The 19,804-nt window shown below is 67.4% G+C and carries 21 protein-coding genes; 12 read left to right on the top strand and 9 right to left on the bottom strand.

Annotated features, from left to right (window positions below):
* Positions 1–209 precede the first annotated feature (209 nt).
* Together L0984_RS08475 and L0984_RS08470 are read right to left on the bottom strand one after the other, a co-directional pair.
* Positions 210–1,031 carry an IclR family transcriptional regulator gene (locus L0984_RS08475; protein WP_234193267.1) on the bottom strand — a complete coding sequence of 274 codons (822 nt, stop codon included), beginning with the start codon at positions 1,029–1,031 and terminating at the stop codon, positions 210–212.
* 67 nt (positions 1,032–1,098) lie between these two features.
* A complete protein-coding gene (locus L0984_RS08470) occupies positions 1,099–2,139 on the bottom strand; it encodes a Gfo/Idh/MocA family protein (protein ID WP_234193266.1) in 1,041 nt (346 codons plus the stop codon).
* Positions 2,140–2,282: 143 nt separating this feature from the next.
* Between L0984_RS08470 and L0984_RS08465 the strand changes: the two genes are divergently transcribed.
* The 9 genes from L0984_RS08465 to L0984_RS08425 all read left to right on the top strand — a co-directional run bounded on the left by L0984_RS08465 (position 2,283) and on the right by L0984_RS08425 (position 11,709).
* The gene (locus L0984_RS08465) at positions 2,283–3,086 is read left to right on the top strand and encodes a shikimate dehydrogenase family protein (protein WP_234193265.1); all 804 of its coding nucleotides are present in this window, start codon (positions 2,283–2,285) and stop codon (positions 3,084–3,086) included.
* Positions 3,083–4,825 (top strand): FAD-dependent oxidoreductase, encoded by a 1,743-nt coding sequence (locus L0984_RS08460; protein ID WP_234193264.1) that lies wholly within the window; start codon positions 3,083–3,085, stop codon positions 4,823–4,825. Before L0984_RS08465 ends, L0984_RS08460 begins: the two co-directional genes overlap by 4 nt.
* A gap of 216 nt (positions 4,826–5,041) precedes the next feature.
* Complete coding sequence (locus L0984_RS08455) at positions 5,042–5,863, top strand: SDR family NAD(P)-dependent oxidoreductase (protein WP_234193263.1); 822 nt, start codon at positions 5,042–5,044, stop codon at positions 5,861–5,863.
* Between the two features lie 198 nt (positions 5,864–6,061).
* Positions 6,062–6,913: a branched-chain amino acid ABC transporter permease gene (locus L0984_RS08450; protein WP_234193262.1), complete on the top strand. Its 852-nt coding sequence runs from the start codon at positions 6,062–6,064 to the stop codon at positions 6,911–6,913.
* 41 nt (positions 6,914–6,954) lie between these two features.
* Entirely contained in the window at positions 6,955–7,992 is a 1,038-nt protein-coding gene (locus L0984_RS08445; RefSeq protein ID WP_234193261.1) for a branched-chain amino acid ABC transporter permease, read from the top strand.
* Positions 7,993–8,020: 28 nt separating this feature from the next.
* Positions 8,021–8,740 (top strand): ABC transporter ATP-binding protein, encoded by a 720-nt coding sequence (locus L0984_RS08440; protein ID WP_114801515.1) that lies wholly within the window; start codon positions 8,021–8,023, stop codon positions 8,738–8,740.
* Positions 8,737–9,474, top strand: a complete 738-nt coding sequence (locus L0984_RS08435; RefSeq protein ID WP_234193260.1) for an ABC transporter ATP-binding protein — start codon at positions 8,737–8,739, stop codon at positions 9,472–9,474. The genes L0984_RS08440 and L0984_RS08435 overlap by 4 nt, the downstream gene beginning before the upstream one ends.
* 160 nt (positions 9,475–9,634) lie before the next feature.
* The gene (locus L0984_RS08430; RefSeq protein ID WP_234193259.1) at positions 9,635–10,846 is read left to right on the top strand and encodes an ABC transporter substrate-binding protein; all 1,212 of its coding nucleotides are present in this window, start codon (positions 9,635–9,637) and stop codon (positions 10,844–10,846) included.
* An 11-nt stretch (positions 10,847–10,857) separates the two neighbouring features.
* Positions 10,858–11,709 carry an SDR family NAD(P)-dependent oxidoreductase gene (locus L0984_RS08425; protein ID WP_234193258.1) on the top strand — a complete coding sequence of 284 codons (852 nt, stop codon included), beginning with the start codon at positions 10,858–10,860 and terminating at the stop codon, positions 11,707–11,709.
* A gap of 42 nt (positions 11,710–11,751) precedes the next feature.
* Here L0984_RS08425 and L0984_RS08420 read toward each other — a convergent pair whose 3' ends face one another.
* The 5 genes from L0984_RS08420 to L0984_RS08400 form a co-directional block, all read right to left on the bottom strand.
* Positions 11,752–12,228 (bottom strand): Hcp family type VI secretion system effector, encoded by a 477-nt coding sequence (locus L0984_RS08420; RefSeq protein WP_234193257.1) that lies wholly within the window; start codon positions 12,226–12,228, stop codon positions 11,752–11,754.
* Between the two features lie 17 nt (positions 12,229–12,245).
* Positions 12,246–12,533, bottom strand: a complete 288-nt coding sequence (locus L0984_RS08415; protein ID WP_234193256.1) for a hypothetical protein — start codon at positions 12,531–12,533, stop codon at positions 12,246–12,248.
* Complete coding sequence (locus tag L0984_RS08410) at positions 12,530–13,018, bottom strand: DUF2778 domain-containing protein (RefSeq protein WP_234193255.1); 489 nt, start codon at positions 13,016–13,018, stop codon at positions 12,530–12,532. Before L0984_RS08410 ends, L0984_RS08415 begins: the two co-directional genes overlap by 4 nt.
* Before the next feature lie 212 nt (positions 13,019–13,230).
* On the bottom strand, positions 13,231–14,463 hold the full coding sequence (locus L0984_RS08405; RefSeq protein ID WP_234193254.1) for a type II toxin-antitoxin system HipA family toxin: 1,233 nt from the start codon (positions 14,461–14,463) through the stop codon (positions 13,231–13,233).
* A complete protein-coding gene (locus L0984_RS08400; protein ID WP_234193253.1) occupies positions 14,453–14,722 on the bottom strand; it encodes a helix-turn-helix domain-containing protein in 270 nt (89 codons plus the stop codon). The genes L0984_RS08405 and L0984_RS08400 overlap by 11 nt, the downstream gene beginning before the upstream one ends.
* A gap of 102 nt (positions 14,723–14,824) precedes the next feature.
* Between L0984_RS08400 and L0984_RS08395 the strand changes: the two genes are divergently transcribed.
* From L0984_RS08395 to L0984_RS08385, 3 genes are all read left to right on the top strand, one after another.
* Entirely contained in the window at positions 14,825–14,980 is a 156-nt protein-coding gene (locus L0984_RS08395; RefSeq protein ID WP_234193252.1) for an SDR family oxidoreductase, read from the top strand.
* Between the two features lie 242 nt (positions 14,981–15,222).
* Positions 15,223–15,918, top strand: coding sequence for a hypothetical protein (locus tag L0984_RS08390; RefSeq protein WP_234193251.1), 696 nt, complete (start codon positions 15,223–15,225; stop codon positions 15,916–15,918).
* Positions 15,899–17,125 (top strand): XRE family transcriptional regulator, encoded by a 1,227-nt coding sequence (locus tag L0984_RS08385; protein ID WP_234193250.1) that lies wholly within the window; start codon positions 15,899–15,901, stop codon positions 17,123–17,125. Before L0984_RS08390 ends, L0984_RS08385 begins: the two co-directional genes overlap by 20 nt.
* Before the next feature lie 89 nt (positions 17,126–17,214).
* On the opposite strand, the gene htpG is transcribed toward L0984_RS08385, so the two are convergent.
* Both htpG and L0984_RS08375 read right to left on the bottom strand, forming a co-directional pair.
* On the bottom strand, positions 17,215–19,212 hold the full coding sequence (htpG, locus tag L0984_RS08380) for a molecular chaperone HtpG (protein WP_234193249.1): 1,998 nt from the start codon (positions 19,210–19,212) through the stop codon (positions 17,215–17,217).
* 161 nt (positions 19,213–19,373) lie between these two features.
* Positions 19,374–19,727, bottom strand: a complete 354-nt coding sequence (locus tag L0984_RS08375) for a hypothetical protein (RefSeq protein WP_234193248.1) — start codon at positions 19,725–19,727, stop codon at positions 19,374–19,376.
* Positions 19,728–19,804: the final 77 nt, after the last annotated feature.

Raw genomic sequence — 19,804 nt, 5'->3', positions numbered from 1 at the left:
AGCGAACGGCCGCGGAGCAGGCCATGCCAGGGCACCCGTGGAACTGGCTTTGCCAGGCCACCGGGTGCGCCCCCCTCCAAGCCGAAGGCGCCAGAGAGGGGCTGAGGGCCGCGGCTCCAAGCCTGCCAGTGCAGGCTTGGACGTGCCCGAAGAGCAGCCGCCTCTGGCGGCCGCCCGGAGCCGCGAAGCGGCATGGGGGGTGTTTCATTTCAAGCGGCGTAGATCGGCAGGCGGCCTGGCGGTCCGCCTGGTGCCGTCTTCTGGAAGAAAGGCGAGGTGCCACTGGCGGCGGCCATCTGCGCGGCCGTCTCCAGCAGTTCGGGCGCGAGGGCGCGCATGCGCTCCTCGGTGAAGCGCACGGTGGGCCCGGCGATGGTGATGGCGCCGATGGGCGGGCGGCCGGCGGGCTGCACGACGGCGCCGAGCGCGCTCAGGCCCGGCGTGTAGGTGTCGATGGTGAGGGCGTAGCCACGCTCGCGCGTGGCCTGCACCATGGCCATCATTTCCTGCACTGTGCGCGGCGCGTTGGGGCCGTAGTCCTCCGGCTGGCCCAGGCCCTGCCGGGTGGCCAGGGCGATGGCCTCGTCGTCGCTCAGCGCCGCCATCCAGGCCAGGCCGGAGGACGAGCAGGACAGCCGCGCATCGCTGCCCATGTCGGGGTCGTAGCGCAGGCCCTGGCGGGCGCCCTGGGCGCGGGCCACCCAGGTCAGGCGCTCGCCGTCGATCACCGACAGTCGCGCCAGCTCGCCCGACAACTGCGCCAGCCGGTCCAGCAGCGGCTGCGAGAAGTCGACGATGCCGCTGTGGCTGAGGAAAGAGAGGCCCAGCGACGACAGCTTGGTGGTCAGCATGTACGAGCCCAGCTCGCGCGTCTGGCGCACGTAGCCGGTGCGCGTCAGGTCGGCCAGCAGCCGGTGGGCGGCGCTGCGCGGCATGTTCAGCGTGTCGGCAATGGCGGCCAGCTCCAGCCCTTCGCCATGGCGCGAGAGCAGTTCGAGGATGCCCAGGGTTCGATCGAGTACGCCGCTCATCGGAGATGTCCTTCTCGTGGTCTTGGAATGAGGCGGGCAGCGTACAGGATGGAGGCGCGGCGCCGGATCAGCCCAGCGCGACGGTGGCACCGCGCACGGCGGCGTCATGGATGGCCAGCGTGGCGGCCAGGGTGCGCAGGCCGTCGGCGGCACTGCACAGCGGTACCGTGGCGCGGCCTTCGATCAGGTCGACGAAGTGGTCGAGCTGGCGGGTGTAGGGGTCGGCCGCATGCACGGCGGTCTGGGTGCGGGTCATCTCGGCATGCCAGCTGCGCTCGCCGGCGTAATGCCACAGCGACAGGTCGGGCAGCGAGAGCGAGCCGTGCGTGCCGGCGATGAAGTGCGAGTTGACCGGCTGGCGCGGGTACTGCGGCTGCTCGCCCGCGCAGAAGTCCCAGCACCAGGGCGCGGTGGCCGTGTCCGACACCATCACCGTGCCCACCGCGCCGCTGGCGAACTGCAGGCTGGCCACGGCCGTGTCCTCCACGTCGAAGCCGCGGGTGGCGCTGCTGGCGAAGGCCTGCACGGCCCTCACCTCGCCGAGCAGGAAGCACAGCATGTCGATGTCGTGGATCAGGTTGATCAGCACCGGCCCGCCGCCCGGCTGGCGGCGCCAAGCGGCCTCGAAATACGCGTCGGGCTTGAGGAAGGTGGCCATGGCCTGCGCGGCCACCACGCGGCCCAGCCGGCCTTCGTCCAGCAGTTGGCGGGCGCGCTGCAGGATGGGGTTGTGCCGGCGGTGATGGCCCACCAGCACCGGCACGCCGCGGGCGGCCTGCGCCTCGGCCAGCCGCCGGGCGTCGTCCACCGTGCCGGCCACGGGCTTTTCGACCAGCACCGGCACGCCCCTGTCCAGAAAGTCCAGCGCCACCGGCACATGCGTGGCATTGGGCGTGGCCACGATGGCGCCCGCGGGCCGCTCGGCGGCCAGCAGCTCGGCATGGCTGGCGAAGCAGGGCACGCCCGCCGCCTCGGCCAGCGCGCGTCCGGCCTCGGTCGGATCGGCAATGGCGCACAGCCATGCCCGGCTGCTGTGCTGCAGGCGGTCGATGTGCGTGCGGCCGATGACGCCGGCGCCGACGAGTGCGATGGGAGCCTTCTGGGGCATGGGGCGGATGTCTCCTTGGCCGCGACTGTAGGCGGGATTGAAACGAAATTCAATAGTTGAACATCGTTCCAGTCTTCGTTAGGATCGCCGCCAACGCCGCCGCATGGGTTGCCGGCCGCGCATGCACATCCAGGAGACAGCCAATGTCCGAGCCCCAGCTCAGCGGCGCCACGCGCGTCCACTTCATCGTGGGAGATCCCATTGCGCAGGTGAAATCGCCCGCGGGCGTCACCCAGGCCTTTGCCGCGCGCGGCATGGACGCCATGGTCATGCCCGCCCATGTGGCGCCGGCCGATCTCGCCACCTGGCTGGCGGGTGTCTCGCGGGCGAAGAACGTGGACGGCGTCATCGTCACCGTGCCCCACAAGTTCGCCTGCGCCGCCTTGTGCGCCACGCTGTCGGAGCGGGCCGCCTTCCTGGGCGCGGCCAACACGATGCGCCGCAATGCCGACGGCCGCTGGCATGGCGACATGTTCGACGGCCTGGGCTTCGTGGCCGCGCTGCGCGATCGCGGCGGCGCACCCGAAGGCCGCCGCGCGCTGCTGGTGGGCGCGGGCGGGGCCGGCTCGGCCATCGCGCATGCGCTGGTGATGGCGGGCGTCGCCGCGCTGGACATCCACGACGGCGACCTCGCCCGCCGCGACGCGCTGGTGGCGCGCCTGGCCGGGCTCGGCCGCTGCCCCGTCGGCGCCGGCTCCGCCGACCCGGCCGGCTACCAGCTGGTGGTCAATGCCTCGCCCGCCGGCATGGGTGCGGACGACCCGCTGCCCGTCGACGTGCAGCGCCTCGCGCCCGATGCCTTCGTGGGCTGCGTCATCACGCAGCCGGCCGTGCCGCCGCTGATCGCCGCGGCCCGTGCGCGCGGGCTGGGCACCTCCACCGGCGCCGACATGTTCGCCCGCGTGCGCGACCTCATGGTCGACTTCCTGGCGGAGCCCCGGCCGTGAAGCGCCTGCAGACGCTGGCCGAACTGCCCGAGGGCGCAGCCTTCGACCTCGTTGTCATCGGCGCAGGCGGCGCCGGCATGGCGGCTGCCCTGTTCGCGGCCCTCGACGGGCAGCAGGTGCTGCTGGTGGAGCGCACCGCCCACGTGGGCGGCACCACCGCATGGTCGGCCGGCACCTGCTGGGTGCCCGGCACGCGCGAAGGCGCCGTGGTCAACCCGGCCGACACGCTGGCCGAGGCCGCGCGCTACCTCGACAACGCCATCGGCGATCGCACGCCCGCCGCCCTGCGCCAGGCCTTCCTGGACCATGGCGCCGAGGCCGTCGCCCAACTGGCCGCGCGCACCGAGGTCAAGCTCCGCGCCTACGCCAGGCACCCTGACTACATCTCGGACCTCGAAGGCTCGACGGTGGCTGGCCGCGCGCTGGAGCCGCTGCCCTTCGACGGCCGGCTGCTGGGCGAATGGTTCGCGCTGCTGCGCCCGCCCATCCCCGAGTTCACGGTGCTGGGCGGCATGATGGTCGACCGCACCGACATCAACCACCTGCTGGGCATGACGAAGTCCTTCGCCTCGCTGTGGCATTCGGTGCGCATCCTGGCGCGCCATGGCCGCGACCGGCTGCGCCATGCGCGCGGCACGCGGCTGGTGATGGGCAATGCGCTCGTAGGGCGGCTGCTGTATTCGCTCTCGCGCCTGCCCAACGTCACCCTCGCGATGGAGACCGAGCTGATGCGCCTGCAGCGCGGCGACGCCGGCATCGACGGCGTGGTGCTGGCCCAGCGCGGCCAGCGCCGCAGCGTCGGGGCACGCGCGGGCGTGGTGCTGGCCAGCGGTGGCTTCAACCGCCACGCCGAGCGGCGCCAGGCCCTGCTGCCGGGGGCCGACATCGGCTGGTGCCCCGGCGCGCCCGGCCACACCGGCGAGGCGCATGCGCTGGCCGAGGCCGTGGGCGCGCGCTATGCCGGCAACGCCATGAGCCCGGCCTTCTGGGCGCCGGTGTCCCGCCGCACGCGCGCCGACGGCAGCACGGCCCTGTTCCCGCATTTCGTCATGGACCGCGCCAAGCCCGGCGTGCTGGCCGTCAATGCGGCGGGCGAGCGCTTCGTCAACGAAAGCACCTCGTACCACCTCTTCGGCCTGGCCATGCAGCAGCCAGGCGCGAACGGGCAGCCGTCCATCCCGGCCTTCCTCGTCTGCGATGCCGCGGCCTTGCGCAAGTACGGCCTGGGCATGGTGCGCCCGGGTGGCAAGGGCCTCGCGCCCTTCCTGGCCGATGGCTACCTCACGCAGGCCGACACGCTGGCCGGGCTGGCCCAGGCGCTGGGCATCGATGCGCAGCGTCTGCAGGCCACGGTCGAGCGCTTCAACACCCTGGCGCGCAGCGGCGTGGACAGCGACTTTCACCGCGGCGAGACCGCCTACCAGCGCAACCTGGGCGACCCGGCCTGGCCCGGCCCCAACCCCTGCCTGGGTCCGCTGGAAGACGGGCCCTTCTACGCCGTGCGCCTCTACCCCGGCGACATCGGGGCGGCCCAGGGCTTTGCCACCGACGCCAATGCGCGCGTGCTCGATGCGCAGGGCCAGCCCATCGCGGGCCTCTATGCGGTGGGCAACGACATGCACTCGATCATGGGCGGCGTCTACACGGCGCCCGGCATCACGCTCGGCCCCGGCCTCGTCTTCGCGCACCTCGCGGCGCGGCATGCGGGCCTGCGCCTGCGCGAAGTGGTCACTGCCTAGCCGCGCAACGCATCCAAGGGCGTGAGAAGGGCCGGGCAAACCCCAGCCCCTCATGCACGAAAAGTCCGGCGAATGGCCGGAAATGTCGACGCACCCCCGGGACAGGGATCGAAGAATCCACCCCCACACCAGCCATGACCGGCGGCCTCGAAAGTCCGGTTGGCGCGGGCCACGCCCGCAGCCTTGCCACCAGAGCAACGACGACAGGAGACAGACATGCCGACCCCCGGCCAACCCCATTCAACAGCCACCACGGCGCTGATCACCGGCGCCGCGGACGGCATCGGCTGGGCCACGGCGCAATGCCTGGCCGCGCGCGGCTGGCGCGTGGCGCTGATGGACCTGCGGGCCGATGCCGCGCAGGCCCGCGCGGCCGAGCTGGGCCCGCAGCACCTGGGCCTCGGTGGCGACGTGAGCGATGCCGGTTCCGTCCAGGTCACGGTGGCCGCCGCGCAGGCGGCGCTGGGCCGCATCGACGCCCTGGTCAACAACGCCGGCATCGGCGAGCAGGCCGCGCCCACGCTGGCGCAGACGGCCGAAGGCTTCGACCGCGTGCTGGCCGTGCACCTGCGCGGCAGCTTCCTCATGACGCAGGCGGTGCTCGGCTTCATGCGCGAGCAGCCGCGCGATGCGCGCGGCAACCGCGGCGCCATCGTCAACCTCGGCTCCATCGCCAGCTTCGGTGGCATCCCGGGCCGCAACGCCTACAGCGCCGCGAAGGCCGGCGTGCTGGGCATGACGCGCGCATTGGCCTGCGAGTGGGCCCGCGAGGGCATCCGCGTGAACGCGGTGGCGCCCGGCTATGTGCGCACCGCGCTGGTCGCGGCCCTGGCCGAGCGGGGCGACGTGGATGCCCGCGCCGTGGCCGAGCGCACGCCGCTGGGCCGCATGGCCGAGCCCGAGGAGATCGCCGAGGCCATCGCCTTCCTGGCCTCGCCCGCGGCCAGCTACGTGACCGGCGCCACGCTCAGCGCCGATGGCGGCTGGAGCGTGCTGGGCGCACCGGCCCATGCCCTGGCGCCGCGGGAGAAGGTGTGAACGAACCCGCCATGTCCGCTCGTCCTGCCAAAACACGCCCACTCCGCGTTGCAAATGCTCGCCATAGCCCGAGCTATGGCTGCGCTTTGCGCCTTGATTGGCCGCGTTTTCGCAGCCCGCTCGGCCACGCCGGATTCATTCACACCTTCTGACCTCCCCCGCATCCCCGACCGCACACACGACACGGAGACGACCTTCATGCTGACCATCAACCTCTTCAACGGGCTGGTCTACGGCGCCCTGCTCATCATCATGTGCTCGGGCCTGGCGCTCATCTACGGCTTGCGCCGGGTGGTGAACTTTGCGCATGGCTCGCTGTACATGCTGGGCGCGTACATCGGCTACTCGGTGGCGCTGCGCTACAACTTCTGGGCTGCGCTGGTGGCGGCCCCGGCCATCATGGCGCTGCTGGGCGTGCTGCTCGACCGCTACGGCTTTCGTCTGCTGCAGGACCGCGATCCGCTCACCGTGGTGCTGGTCACCTTCGGCCTGCTGCTGGTGATCGAGGACTTCGTGCAGACCACCTGGGGCAAGAGCAACCTGTCGGTGGAGGCGCCGGCCGTGCTGGCCACCTCCATCGACTTCTTCGGCACGCCGCTGCCGGCCTACCGCGTGGCGGTGATCGGCGTCGGCGCGCTGGTGGCGCTGGGGCTCACGGCCTGGCTGCGCTTCTCGAAGGCGGGCGTGTTCGTGCGGGCCGCCAGCACCGACCCCACCACCACCGCCATGCAGGGCGTCAACACCGATGCGCTGTCGGCCGGCGTGGTGGGCCTGGGTACCGCACTCGCGGGCCTGGCCGGCGTGGTGGCGGCGCCCTTCCTGTCGCTGTCACCGTCGATGAGCAGCGACGTGATCATCGATTCCTTCGTGGTGGTGGTCGTGGGCGGCCTGGGCTCGCTGGCGGGTGCCTTCGTCGCCGCCATGGTGCTGGGCATGGTGCAGTCGCTGGGCGCGGTGTACCTGCCCGACCTCTCGGCCATCCTGCCCTTCGTGATCATGGTCGCGGTGCTGATCTGGCGCCCCGCGGGCTTCGCAGGCAGCCGCACGTGAGCGCCGCGCACAAGAGATCAGGGAACCAGAGGAGCGCATTCATGACAAGCAATGTTCGTATCGGCCTGGCCGGCGCCGTGGCGCTGGCGGTGGGGGGCGCGGTGGCGCTGGGCGTGGGCTCGGGCACGCTGCTGTCGCTGCTCACGCAGGCGGTGATCTATGGCGTCTTCGCCTCGGGCGTGGGCCTGCTGCTGCGGCAGAACGGCATGGTCAGCTTCGGCCATGCGGTGTTCTTCGGGCTCTCGGGCTACACCGTGGGCATCGTGATGGAGCTGGGCTGGATGCCCGCCGAGCTGGCCATCGTGGCCACGCTGGCGGCGCTCATGCTCTTCGCGCTGCTGGTGGGCCTGGTGATCGTGCGCGTGCCCGGCGTGGCCTTCAGCATGATGACGCTGGCCATCGGGCAGATGTTCTTCCTCACCGCCTCGCGCTCGCGCGGGCTCACGGGCGGCGCCGACGGCATGAACATCAACTGGCCCGCCACGCTCTTCGGCGTGCCGCAGTCGCAGCTGCTGCAGCCGGCCGTGCTCTTCATGGTGTGCTGGACGGTGCTGGTGCTCACGCTGCTGGCCCTGGCGCTGCTGCTGCGCGGGCGCTTCGGCAGCGTGACCGAGGCGGTGCGCGACAACGAGGAGCGCGCCCGCTTCATCGGCCTGCGCACGCTGCTGCCGCGCGCCGCCATCTATGCGCTGTCGGCCGGCGTGGTGGCCGTTGCCGGGCTGCTGTCGGCGCTCAACACCGGCTTCGTCTCGCCCGAGGCGCTGCACTGGAGCGTCTCCGGCGTGGCGCTGATGATGGTGGTGGTCGGTGGCTACAAGTCGCTGTGGGGCCCGCCGCTGGGCGCCATCGTGTACTTCCTGTTCAAGGACGTGCTGGGCGACTGGGCCACGCACTGGATGGCCATCTTCGGCGTGGCGCTGATCACCGTCATCGTGTTCTCGCCCACCGGCATCGCCGGTGCGCTGCAGAAGCTGTGGGGCCCCAGGCGACGCGATGCGGCATCGCCCGCCGCTGCGGGTGCCGGCCACACGGCCGCCCCCGCCACGCCCGTGGCGCGCCCCGCCACCTCGGCCCGCTGAGCCGCATCGCAACCAGGAGACATCAGGCATGAGCGACTACGTGCTGCAGGCCCGCGACGTGGCCATCCACTACGGCGGCGTGAAGGCGGTGGACGGCGTGGAACTGACGCTGGAACGCGGCCAGATCCGCGGCTTGATCGGCCCCAACGGCGCCGGCAAGTCCACCGTCATCGACGCCATCACCGGCCGCCGCCGGCTCACCCGCGGGCAGGTCTTTCTGCGCGGGGAGGACGTGAGCGCCCTCGGCCCCGTGCAGCGGCGCCAGCGCGGGCTCTCGCGCAGCTTCCAGCGCACCAGCGTCTTCGGCCAGATGCGCGTGCGCCGGCAGGTGGCGCTGGCCTCGCACTGCATGAACCCCAAGGACAGCGAGGCCGATGCGCAGGCCGTGCTCGAAGAGCTCAACCTGGCCCACCGCGCCGACGACGTGGCCGAAGACCTGGGCTACGGCGAGCAGCGCCGTCTGGACCTGGCGCTGGCCCTGGTCGGCCGGCCCACCGTGCTGCTGCTCGACGAGCCGATGGCCGGCCTGTCGGTGCAGGAATCGCACGACCTGGCGCGCCACCTCAAGGCGCTGACCTCGCGCTGGAACGTGTCGGTGCTGCTGGTGGAGCACGACATGGACGTGGTGTTCGGCATCTCCGACGCCGTCACCGTCTTCGAACTCGGCCGCGTGATCGCCAGCGGCGAGCCCGCCGAGGTGCGCGCCAATCCGCGTGTGCGCGAGGCCTACCTGGGGAGCGCCGCATGAGCCAAGCCAAACAACGCAACGCCATGCACGACGGCGTCCTGCTCGAACTCGACCGCGTCGACGCCTTCTATGGCGCGGCCCACATCCTGCACGGCCTGTCGCTGCAGGTGCGCGCGGGCGAGCGCGTGGCCCTGGTGGGCCGCAACGGCGTGGGCAAGACCACGGTGGTCAACACCATCCTTGGCCTGGCCAGCCTGCGCGGCGGCCAGGTGCGCGTGGGCAGCCAGATCCTGCTGCGCCCGCGCCCCTACCAGGCGGCGCAGAACGGCGTGGTGGTGGTGCCGCAGGGCCGGCGCATCGTGGCCAACCTCAGCGTCGAAGAGAACCTGCTGCTGGGCGCCGCCACCGGCCGCCCTGGCCACTGGACGGTGCCGCGCATCTACGAACTCTTTCCCATCCTGCAGGAGCGCGCCCACACGCCGGGTACGGCGCTCTCGGGCGGGCAGCAGCAGATGCTGGCCGTGGGTCGCGCGCTCATGGCCAACCCCTCGCTCATCCTGCTGGACGAGCCCACCGAAGGGCTGGCGCCGGTCATCGTCGACCAGCTCGCGGTCATCTTCAACCAGGTGGCGGCGCAGGGCACGGCGCTGCTGCTCATCGAGCAGAACATGAGCCTGGTGGTGCGCGTGGCCGAGCGCTACTACGCCATGGCCAAGGGCGCCGTCATCGCGCAGGGCGCGGTGCACGACAGCCGCGAAAGCCTGCAGGACCTGGAAGCGCACGTGATGGTCTGAGCGCCAGGCGCAGCCCACCGCACGCCACCGGCCGAACGCCCACGACGCCGCGCGCAGCACCAGCGCGCAGGCCGACCCCGCATCGCGCAAGCAAGCAAGCAGACACGGCCGCCGGACCGTCTTCCGGCGCACATCTTCATCCACCCGAGGAGACAAAACCATGCACAACAGACAGCAATCCATCTCGCGCCGTGCCGCCACCGCCGTGGCCGCCGCCCTGGTCGCCACCGGCGCCGCCCTGCCTCTGGCCGCCTGGGCCCAGGGCAAGGAGCCGGTCAAGGTCGGCCTGGTGTCCTCCAAGTCAGGCGTGTTCGCGCAGCAGGGCGAAGAGGTGATGCGCGCCGTCAAGTTCGCGGCCGACGAGGCCAATGCGAAGGGCGGCGTCGATGGCCGCAAGGTCGAGGTGGCCGAGGCCGACGACGAGGGCACGCCCGACGCCGGCCGTCGCGTGGCCGAGAAGCTGGCGCGCGATGGCAACAACCTGCTGATCGGCTCGATTCCCTCGTCCATCTCGCTGGCCATTGCGCAGAACCTGGACCGCTGGGACGCCGCCTACTTCGTCGTCGCCAGCAAGTCCGACAAGCTCACCGGCGACACCTGCAAGCCGCGCAGCTTCCGCACCAATCACTCGGACGCGATGGACATCGCCATGATCAACGAGTGGGCCAAGGACCTGAAGGAAAGCACCTTCGCCGTGCTGGCCGCCGACTACGTGTGGGGCCGCGACTCGGGCGAATCGTTCAAGAAGGCCGTCGAGGCCAACGGCAAGAAGGTGCCGCTGTCGCTGTACGTGCCGCTGGGCACCAAGGACTTCTCGCCCTACATCGCCCAGCTCAAGAACAGCGGCGTCGAGGCCGTGTGGGTGGCCGAGACCGGCCGCGACGCCATCGCCTTCGTCAAGCAGGCCGAGGAGTTCGGGCTCATCCCCAAGACCAAGCTCATCGGCCATGCGCTGATTCAGAACTTCATGATCAACGCCACCGGCAAGGCGCTGGAAGGCACGCCCGGCAACACCGCCTACACCGCCACCATCGACAACCCGCGCAACAAGGCCTTCGTGGCCGCGTGGAAGGCCAAGTTCAACCGCGTGCCCACCGACAACGAAGGCCAGGCGTACAACGGCATGCAGGTGATGTTCGACGGCGTGAAGAAGGCCGGCAGCGTCAAGCCCGCCGACGTGGCCAAGGCGCTGCGCGGTGCCCAACTGGACACCGTCTACGGCAGCGTGACCATGCGCGCCGCGGACAACCAGCTGCTGCTGCCCAACTACGTGGCCCGCGCCAAGACGGTGGATGGCGCCATCGTGCCGGTGATCGAGCACGTCTTCCCGCCGTCGATCATTCCGGCACCGTCGCCCGCCTGCAAGATGTGAGCGAGCGGCCCATGCCCGCGCCGACCCCTGCCGACGACCACGCGCCCGACCATGCGGCGCCCACCTGGCCCACCCATGTGCTGGTCACCGGTGCGGCCGGCGGCATCGGCCGCGGCATCTGCCTGGCCCTGGCCCGCCAGGCCCGGCGCGCCGGCAGCGCCCTGCACATCAGCGCGGCGGCCAGCCAGCCCGGCGACAAGCTGGAGCGATTGCTGGATGCGCTGCGCGCCGAGGGCGTCACCGCCGGCGGCGTCACCGGCGACCTGACCCAACCCGAAGCCTGCCGCGCCGTCGTGGCGCAGGCGCAGGAAGCGGCCGGCAACCTGGGCGCCCTGGTGTGCAACGCCGGTGCCTCCGGCCCGGGCCGGCTGGCCGACCTCACGGTCGAGCAGTGGGACCAGACCTTCCACCTCAACACCCGCAGCGCCTGGCTGCTGGCCCAGGCCGCCCGGCCGCAGCTGGCGCGCACCCGCGGCAGCATCACCGCCATCGCCTCCATGTCGGGGCTGATGCCGCACCCGGGCTACGGCGCGTACTCACCGGCCAAGGCCGCGCTCGTCATGCTGTGCCGCCAGCTGGCGCAGGAATGGGCGGCCGACGGCATCCGCGTCAACGCCGTCTGCCCCGGCATGATCCGCACCCCGCTGACCGAGGCCGTCTACCAGGACGACGCCACCCACCAGGCCCGCCGCGCCCTGGTGCCCCTGGGCCGCATCGGCACCGCCAACGACGTGGGCGAGGTGGTGGCCTTCCTCACCAGCCCCGGCGCCGCCTATGTGACCGGGCAGGCACTGACGGTGGATGGGGGCGTGGCGGAGCACATGCTGGGGATGATTCCGGGGAGGCCGGGGAAGGGGGCGTAGTACGGCGGCTGAGCAGGGGCTGCGAATGCCATGGCCATCGCGTCACGCCACCGCGTTGTTCTTGATATCGAAGCTGCCGACGACGCTCCCTGCGCTGCCTCCGGATGCATTCTGCATCAGGGATTCCTGCCTGATCTTGGCAAAGGACAGGTGGATTTGTTCGAAATGACCGCCACCGCCGCCGCATGGGCTCACCTTGGTGATGAGTACGTCGGAAAGCGTGATTTTCATGAAGTCGAGTGGAAGGCCCCCTGCCTTTCTGAGCGTCAAGACGGCTTGGGCGAACCGCCGGCCGGCAAAGCAGGCCGTCATCAGCCCAGGGGACGCTCGATCAATGTTGTGGATCAGCTCCATGTCATGGGCCGTCGCTTTTGGCGCCCCGCCACCCGAGCCGCTCATCATTCGTCCCTCTTGATGAACCGCCCAGCTCCACGACGTGATGTCTATTTCTCCGAGATGCTTGGAGTCCTGCGATTCACCGGTGATGCCGTCTATTTTCAGGAAGATATCCGAGGCCATTGATTTTTCCTTTGGGTTTAGCGAAATTTTTCAAGCCAGCCGTAAAACCGGAAGGCGAGGTACACCGAAACAGGAAGCCAGAGAATGACCAGTGAATTGATCACCGTGAATTCCATCTCTTCCACGCCGATATAGTGCATCAGTCCGAAAATGTCCAGCCATTCCACGATTCGCAGCCAACCGTAAAAGGTGCTGTCTGATCGATAAATCAACCATGCGCTGGCGAGGACGCCCGCTGGCCATGCGCAAATGAAAAGCAGAGCGGCCAATAACGCACGCACGGCTGCGCGGGCCAAGATCTTCATTCGGTCACCTCGACAACGCCGTACGCGAAACCCGTTCCGCCGGATATCGGCATGCGGACGGTCGCAAGCAGGCTCTTGCGCAGCCGGATGAACGCAGCTTTGTCGGAAAGTGTGATGCACCCCTCGCTGATATTCAGACGGCCATGCGGGTGTAGTCTGAAATTTCCCCTGCGGACACCATTCACAAAAGTTTCGTCGTCGACCTTTCCATCGTCCCGGTACAAGGCGAACCACATGGAATGGTCGTTGTCGTTGACCCAGTCGACGGCGGATGTGTAGAGCCTGGAGAAGAACCCCCCGCTGCCTCTGTCAACGATGTAATACCTTCCTACTGGGAGGGGACCCACGCCTGCCCGGTCGGAGTAGTCCGGATTGTTTTTTGAAATTCCGTCCCTGCCCGAAAACGCGGCGAACTCGCCGACGCCTTCGCATCGCAGTGAAGACAGTTCACGTTTGTCCAGTTTGAATTTGCAGTTGATAGGCATGCTGGGGCCTATTCTCTGCATTGCTTTTCATCAGAAAGGGCATACCAAAAACGCCAGAGAGTTTGGGCGTTAAATATTTCCGGAAAAAACTGGAGTGATGCTGTCGAATTCGGTGCGGTAAGGGCGGGAGGGCACCGAGTGGCTGCGCCGACTCCTAGCAGCGCGCGCTGAGGCCCGTCCAGCGCGACGGCACCGGCGAAGGCGCGCCGCGTTTATCGGGCGCACGCGAGTCCTTCTTCCCAAGCCTGCGCCAGTTGCTTGTGCAGCGCCGCCGTCACGCGCGTGTCGCCCTTGGCCTCTTCCAGCGTCGCGCGCATGGCCTCTGCGATCCGGACCAACACTTCGGCGGGCTGCGCAACACCGCATACCCGGCGGCCAAAGTCCACCAACTCATCGGTCGTCGGATACGCCTTGGTCTGGTGCTTGCCCGCAAACAGCTTCAGCGCAAGGGTGCGGTCCTCCAACTCCGGTCCACCCGGCGAGCGGGCGTACTTGTAGATGGAGGTCGTGACGACATCGAACATGGGCGCCAGCCACATCTCTTCGCGGGAGCGATAGAGCAACCCGAAGTTCTTGAGGTGCGCGTCGCCGTTGCGGACCATGATGGAAAAAGCCACCTGCTCGAAGAAGCGATGCAGGTTGCTGCTGTGAAGCTGGACCTGGCGCAGCAACTCGGCGACCCGCTGGTAGCTGCCCTGGTACTTGCGGTCCGACAGAACGTCGCGCACGCGCAGCCCCGCCAGCGCCGCAATGTCCTCGAAGCCGAGCCGCTCCACGGGGCCCTCCGCGTGGACGACCAGGTCGAAGCGGTCCAGGACCAGCATCTGCCCGTCGTCGGACAAAGCAAACGACGGCACATCGATGCCGGCGCGCCGCGCAGCGGTCAGGCAAAGATATTCATTGGCTGCCAATCCGGGGTAGGCAGGACTCGCCGCCTTGACGATGAGCGATGGGATGGGCACGGTCGGCCGGTCCGGCACCATGATCTTGGGCTGCATGCCTGCAATGCCCGCGCCCGTGCTCAGGTAGGCTGCCACCAGCTCGCTGAACACCTCTGGCGTGTACTGGGTGCGCAGCAGTTCTTGCTTGCTCAGCGTGCGTGGCAAAGCGGGCTGAGCCTGATCCGGCAGGCTGTACCCGAGCCGCCCAATTCCGTTGCGCCCGACCAGCGCCAGCATGTGCATGGGCGTCATGGGCTGCTTGGGAAACAGCGCGCGGATCCTCATGAACAAGTCGCCTTCGGGAAGGTTCTGATCCATGGGCGGAAACAGGTCGCCGTCCTGCCAGGTGAGGCGCTCGCTGGGCGGCATCAGCAGGGCCACGGTTGGCTGCTCCGGCTCCGGCGACAGGTAGCGAAACTCGTACGTCGACGTCCGCAGCAAATGTCCTGCGTGGACAGCTTCTCCGATGGAGACGTCCAGCAGGCGAATCTTTTCAGGGAGCATCGTCGTCGTCCTGGAATCGCGCTGCGACTTCCCCGGCAGAGGGCAGCCCGGACCGTTCCAGCCGCAGTGCCAGACCGAGTGCGCCCAACACGGCCAGAAGGGAGGACACCGTGGAGTCTTCGCCCGCTTCGAGCCGGTAGATGACTTCGCGAACCTTGCCCGCCTTTTCGGCAAGTTCGGACTTGTTCATGCCGAGCGCTTCGCGGTGTGTGCGCAGCTGGCGTCCAAGTTCGTCAGGTAGTCTGATTTTGTCAGTCATAACTGGCATCATAGGATTGAACCCCAATTTCGTCAGTTATAGCTGACATCAGGCGCCAATGTTGGGATATGGAGCTTCCTTTGCCGCCAGCTGGCGCAGGAATTGGCGGCCGACGGCATCCGCGTCGACGCCGTCTGCCCCGGCATGATCCGCACCCCGCTGACCGAGGCCGTCTACAGGGACGACGCCACCCACCAGGCCCGCCGCGCCTTGGTGCCCTGGGCTGCATCGGCACCGCCGAAGATGTGGGCGCCTTGATCACCAGCCCCGGTGCCGCCTATGTGACTTGGCAGGCGCTGACGGTGGATGGGGGCGTAGCGGACCACATGCTGGGGATGATTCCGTGGAGGCCAGGGAAGGCTGGGTGACGGGCCGCATAGGCAGTTTCCCTGCTTCATTAGGCCGGCCAGCGGTCGTTACACGACTGACCGACAGAAAAGGTCTTTAGATGTGCTCGACACGAAACTTTTTGATGGTAGATTCGGGTCTGACGCAATCAGATGGAAGCGATTCGGCGTATGGGCCTGCATCACACCAAGAGTCAGAAAGCTCTGGAAAAACTCATCGCACGACATGTACCGCGAGATGCGTTCATGGCGTTTGAGGACGCCTACTTCGACGGGGACAGAAAGGCCCGTCTGCGCGCGGGTGAGTTTGCTCGAGGGCACAAGCGCTCGGCCGTCGGGTCAATCAAGCACTTCTACAACAACGAGACTTTCCATGAGGCCCTCGAAGCTCATGGAGCAAAGCCTGCTCCCCTCCGCAGCACGGGCTTGGTTGTTGGACGCCTCGGCATCTTCAATATTAGTCGGTTGAACGTTCCTGGCCATAAATGGACTAATTTGCGACGTAGCTCTACCCGCGCGTCGTTGGCGGAACTGAACGAACAAATTCAACGTAAATACGTCCAAGCTGACTTGTTCGCCGAGCCCCAAGATATCGCTGCGGCAACTTTGTTTGTCTTGGGAGTGATGGATGGTCAAGATGAAAACGGCTTGGCGCAACTGACGCACTGCATGGTCGCTTTGCCATCGCCTACTTTGGATTCATGGTTGTATTTGAAAACCATGAAGGAATTTTTGAAAGTGTACGACCGTGGCTTGCCCAGCGGTCAAGCTGATAAGGCAATGCCAAAACTCAAAACGACTACACGAAAGAAGAAAACGGGAACCGAAGATGACAGCGGGAATCCGTGATCTCCAGCCTGCGAGATTGGAGCAGGCTCTTTCTGCCAGAAATTTGACCAAAGGGCAATTGGCAAGTCTGGTAGGCGTAAGCGCGTCCACAGTCACAAAGTGGTGCAAAGGCGATCAATCGCCCGAGGCTGAGACGTTCGAGCGGCTCGCTAGTGTTCTTAACCTGCACCCGGAGTGGTTGACGCGGCCAATCTTAAAATCAATTACCAGTCCACTCTATAGGAAAAATTCGGCAGCACTTAAGGCTGGTCTCGCGAAGTTGCGCGCGCGGACAGAATGGGGACAGGAGGTGGCGGCGCTTCTGTCCGAGCATGTGGACTACCCTGAATTGAATTTGCCAGAGCGTAGCTTCACCGAGCCGGAGCAGATTCGCAAATCAGATATCGAGGCTGCTGCGGAAGAGTGTCGTGAACTATGGCAACTCGGACGTGCACCGATTCAGGATCTCATGCTTGCCGCAGAGGGCGCTGGGATCATCGTATTTCGTGAAGAAACGGAAGTTGCCGTAGTGGAGGGCTTATCTAGCTGGAGCGCGGAGCTAGAAGGACGGCCACTTATTCATCTCGCTGCCGATAAGGCGAATGGATTTCGCAGCCGATTTGATTTGGCACATGAGATCGGGCATCTTATCCTGCACAAGCGGATGGAGCAGAAACCCGAAGACAAAGTGCGCTACAAACTCATGGAGCGGCAAGCACACCAATTTGCCGGTGCACTCTTGCTTCCTGCCCAAACGTTTGCGAGCGACGTCCGTATACCGATTAATCTCGATAATCTTTTGATTCTGAAGCAGCGCTGGGGCGTATCAGTTGGTGCAATGCTAATGCGGCTGCACTTCCTGGGGCTTCTCGACGACGATGAAAAACTTACGCTGTTCAAGCGCCGCTCAGCTCGTTGGGGTGTAAAGGCGGAGCCGGGCGACGATGGCTGGGCACCGGAGAAGCCTCGGTTGTTAAAGAGGACCGTGGACTTGCTAGTACGGGAAGGTATTGTGCCTTTAGACCGAGTTTCCCCGTTTTTGGGCTTGTCCGCGAACGATGTAGTCCAGCTTTGTGGTCTCGATCACACTTATTTTTCTAACCCGGCGCAAGTCGTTGAGCTGGCAACTTTAAGGACCAGCCGAACGGCTCCATCGTCGGCAGTTGAATCCATCGCTTCCGTGCGAGTTGCTGAAATTCTCGCTTTTAAGCGAGGCCGGCGCGGTTAGTGGACGTTGAAAATTGACGTGGCTTTAATTGTTCGAAGAATAAAAAGAGCGCCTCAGGCGCTCTTTTTATGAAGCAATACGAGACAGCCTCAAACCAACAACGCATTCACCCTTCGCACATAAGCCGCCGGATCCTCCGGCAACCCCCCCTCGGCCAGCAGCGCCTGGTCGAACAGGATGTTCGCCAGATCATCGAAGTGCGCCTCGTCGCGCTCCAGCTTCTTGACCAGCGGGTGCTCGGCGTTCACTTCCAGCACGGGCTTGACCTCGGGGGCCTTCTGGCCGGCCTGCTTGAGCATGCGGGCCAGTTGCGTGCTCATGCCGTGTTCCTGCACGACCAGGCAGGCGGGCGAGTCGACCAGGCGGGTGGTCACGCGCACATCCTCGGCCTTGTCCTTGAGCGAGGCCTTCAGCTTTTCCAGCACGGGCTTGAAGGCTTCGGCGGCCTCTTCGGCGGCCTTCTTCTCGGTCTCGTCCTGCAGCTTGCCCAGGTCCACCGCGCCCTTGGCCACGCTCTGCAGCGGCGTGCCGTCGAACTCGGTCAGGTACGACAGCGCCCACTCGTCCACGCGGTCGGTCATCAGCAGCACCTCGATGCCCTTCTTCTTGAAGACTTCGAGCTGCGGGCTGTTCTTGGCGGCGGCCAGGGTGTCGGCGGTGATGTAGTAGATGGCTTCCTGGCCGTCCTTCATGCGCGCCTTGTAGTCGGCCAGCGAGACGGTGGCGGCATCGCTGGTGGTCGAGGCAAAACGCAGCAGCTTGGCGATGCGGTCGCGGTTGGCAAAGTCCTCGCCCAGGCCTTCCTTGAGCACCGAGCCGAACTCGGCATAGAACTTGGCGTACTTGCCAGCGTCCTCGCTGGCCTTGGCGGCATCAGCGTCGGCCGGTTCGCCTTCCTTCTTGTCGACCACGTCGGTCACGCCGTCGGCGGCTTGCGATTCGGCGGCAGGCGCAGCAGAAGCGGCGGCCTTCTTGGCCAGGTCTTCCAGCATCGACAGCACGCGCTTCGTGCTGCCTTCGCGGATGGCCTTCACGTCGCGGCTTTCCTGCAGCAGCTCGCGGCTGACGTTCAGCGGCAGGTCGGCGGAGTCGATCACGCCCTTCACGAAGCGCAGGTACGAGGGCAGCAGCGCCTCGGCCTCGTCCATGATGAACACGCGCTTCACGTACAGCTTGAGGCCGCCCTTGTTGTCGCGGCTCCACAGGTCCATCGGCGCCTTGGCCGGGATGTACAGCAGCTGCGTGTACTCGGTGCTGCCTTCCACGCGGTTGTGGCTCCAGGCCAGCGGCGCTTCGTAGTCGTGGCTGATGCTCTTGTAGAACTCGACGTACTGCTCTTCGGTGACGTCCTTCTTGGTGCGGGTCCACAGGGCGCTGGCCTTGTTGACGGGCTCCCACTCGCCGGTGGCGACCATCTCGCCGCCCTTGTCGTCCTCGCCTTCCTTCCACTCTTCCTTCTCCATCAGGATGGGCAGGGAGATGTGGTCCGAGTACTTGCTGATGACCTGCTTGAGCTTCCAGCCGTTGAGGAACTCGTCGGCGTCCTCGCGCAGGTGCAGGATCACGCTGGTGCCGCGCTTGTCGCGGGTGATGGTCTCGACCTCGAAGTCGCCGGTGCCGGTGCTGCTCCAGCGCACGCCCTGGTCGGCGGGCAGGCCGGCGCGGCGCGACTCGACCACGATGCGGTCGGCCACGATGAAGCCCGAATAGAAGCCCACGCCAAACTGGCCGATGAGCTGGGCGTCGGCCTTCTGGTCGCCCGACAGGCGGCTCATGAACTCGCGCGTGCCGCTCTTGGCGATGGTGCCCAGGTGGTCGATGGCCTCCTGCTGCGACAGGCCGATGCCGTTGTCGGTGATGGTCAGGGTGCGGGCCTTCTTGTCGAAGGCGACGCGCACTTCGAGGTTGGGCGCGTCTTCATACAGGGCCGCGTTGTCCAGGGCCTCGAAGCGCAGCTTGTCGCAGGCGTCGGAGGCGTTGGAGATCAGCTCGCGAAGGAAGATCTCCTTGTTGGAGTAGAGCGAGTGGGTGACCAGGTGCAGGAGCTGGGCCACTTCGGCCTGGAAGGAATGGGTGTTCTTGCTCATGTGGTGCTGCTAAGTGGTTGAAATGCCGCCCAAAAACGGAAACGCCCCCAAAGCTTGGGGGCGGTGGGCGGATTATCAACCCCCCTGTCGCGGCGCGAATCGGCCGGACGGGGCAGGCGTTCCGACCGGCGCCAGGGCACCGGCGGCGCGCGCAGCGGCGCTCAGTTGAGCGGCAGCGAGGTCGACTGGCCGATGGCCTCGGTGCCGGCTGGGTGCGCGGCGGCAATGGCATCGGCCTGGGCGCGGCTGCCGTCGCCCGGTTGCAGCAGGGCGGGCATCACGGTCGATTGGCCGACGGCCTCGGTGCCCACGGGATGGGCGGCGGCCATGGCGCCGGTGTTGACCTCGTCGCGCGACATCGTCGAGCTGAGCGGGGCCATGCCGGTGGACTGGCCGATGGCCTCGCTGCCGCCGCCGTTCCAGGCGGATTGGGCCCAGGCGCCCACGGTGCCGGTGGCCAGAACAGTGCCCAGTGCCAGGCCGGCGGCCAGGCGGAAGGTTGCAGGTGCGCGCATGTCGATCTCCTCGTTCACAACAACAGGGTGGGTCGCGCGCCGGCTGCGCCATGCTGGCCGGCGGACCCGCCTGGGGC

Origin of the sequence: Pseudacidovorax sp. NFM-22 (genome assembly GCF_021401245.1) — a bacterium.
Lineage (GTDB): Bacteria > Pseudomonadota > Gammaproteobacteria > Burkholderiales > Burkholderiaceae_C > Xenophilus.
This window is presented reverse-complemented; position numbering and strand designations above follow the sequence as displayed.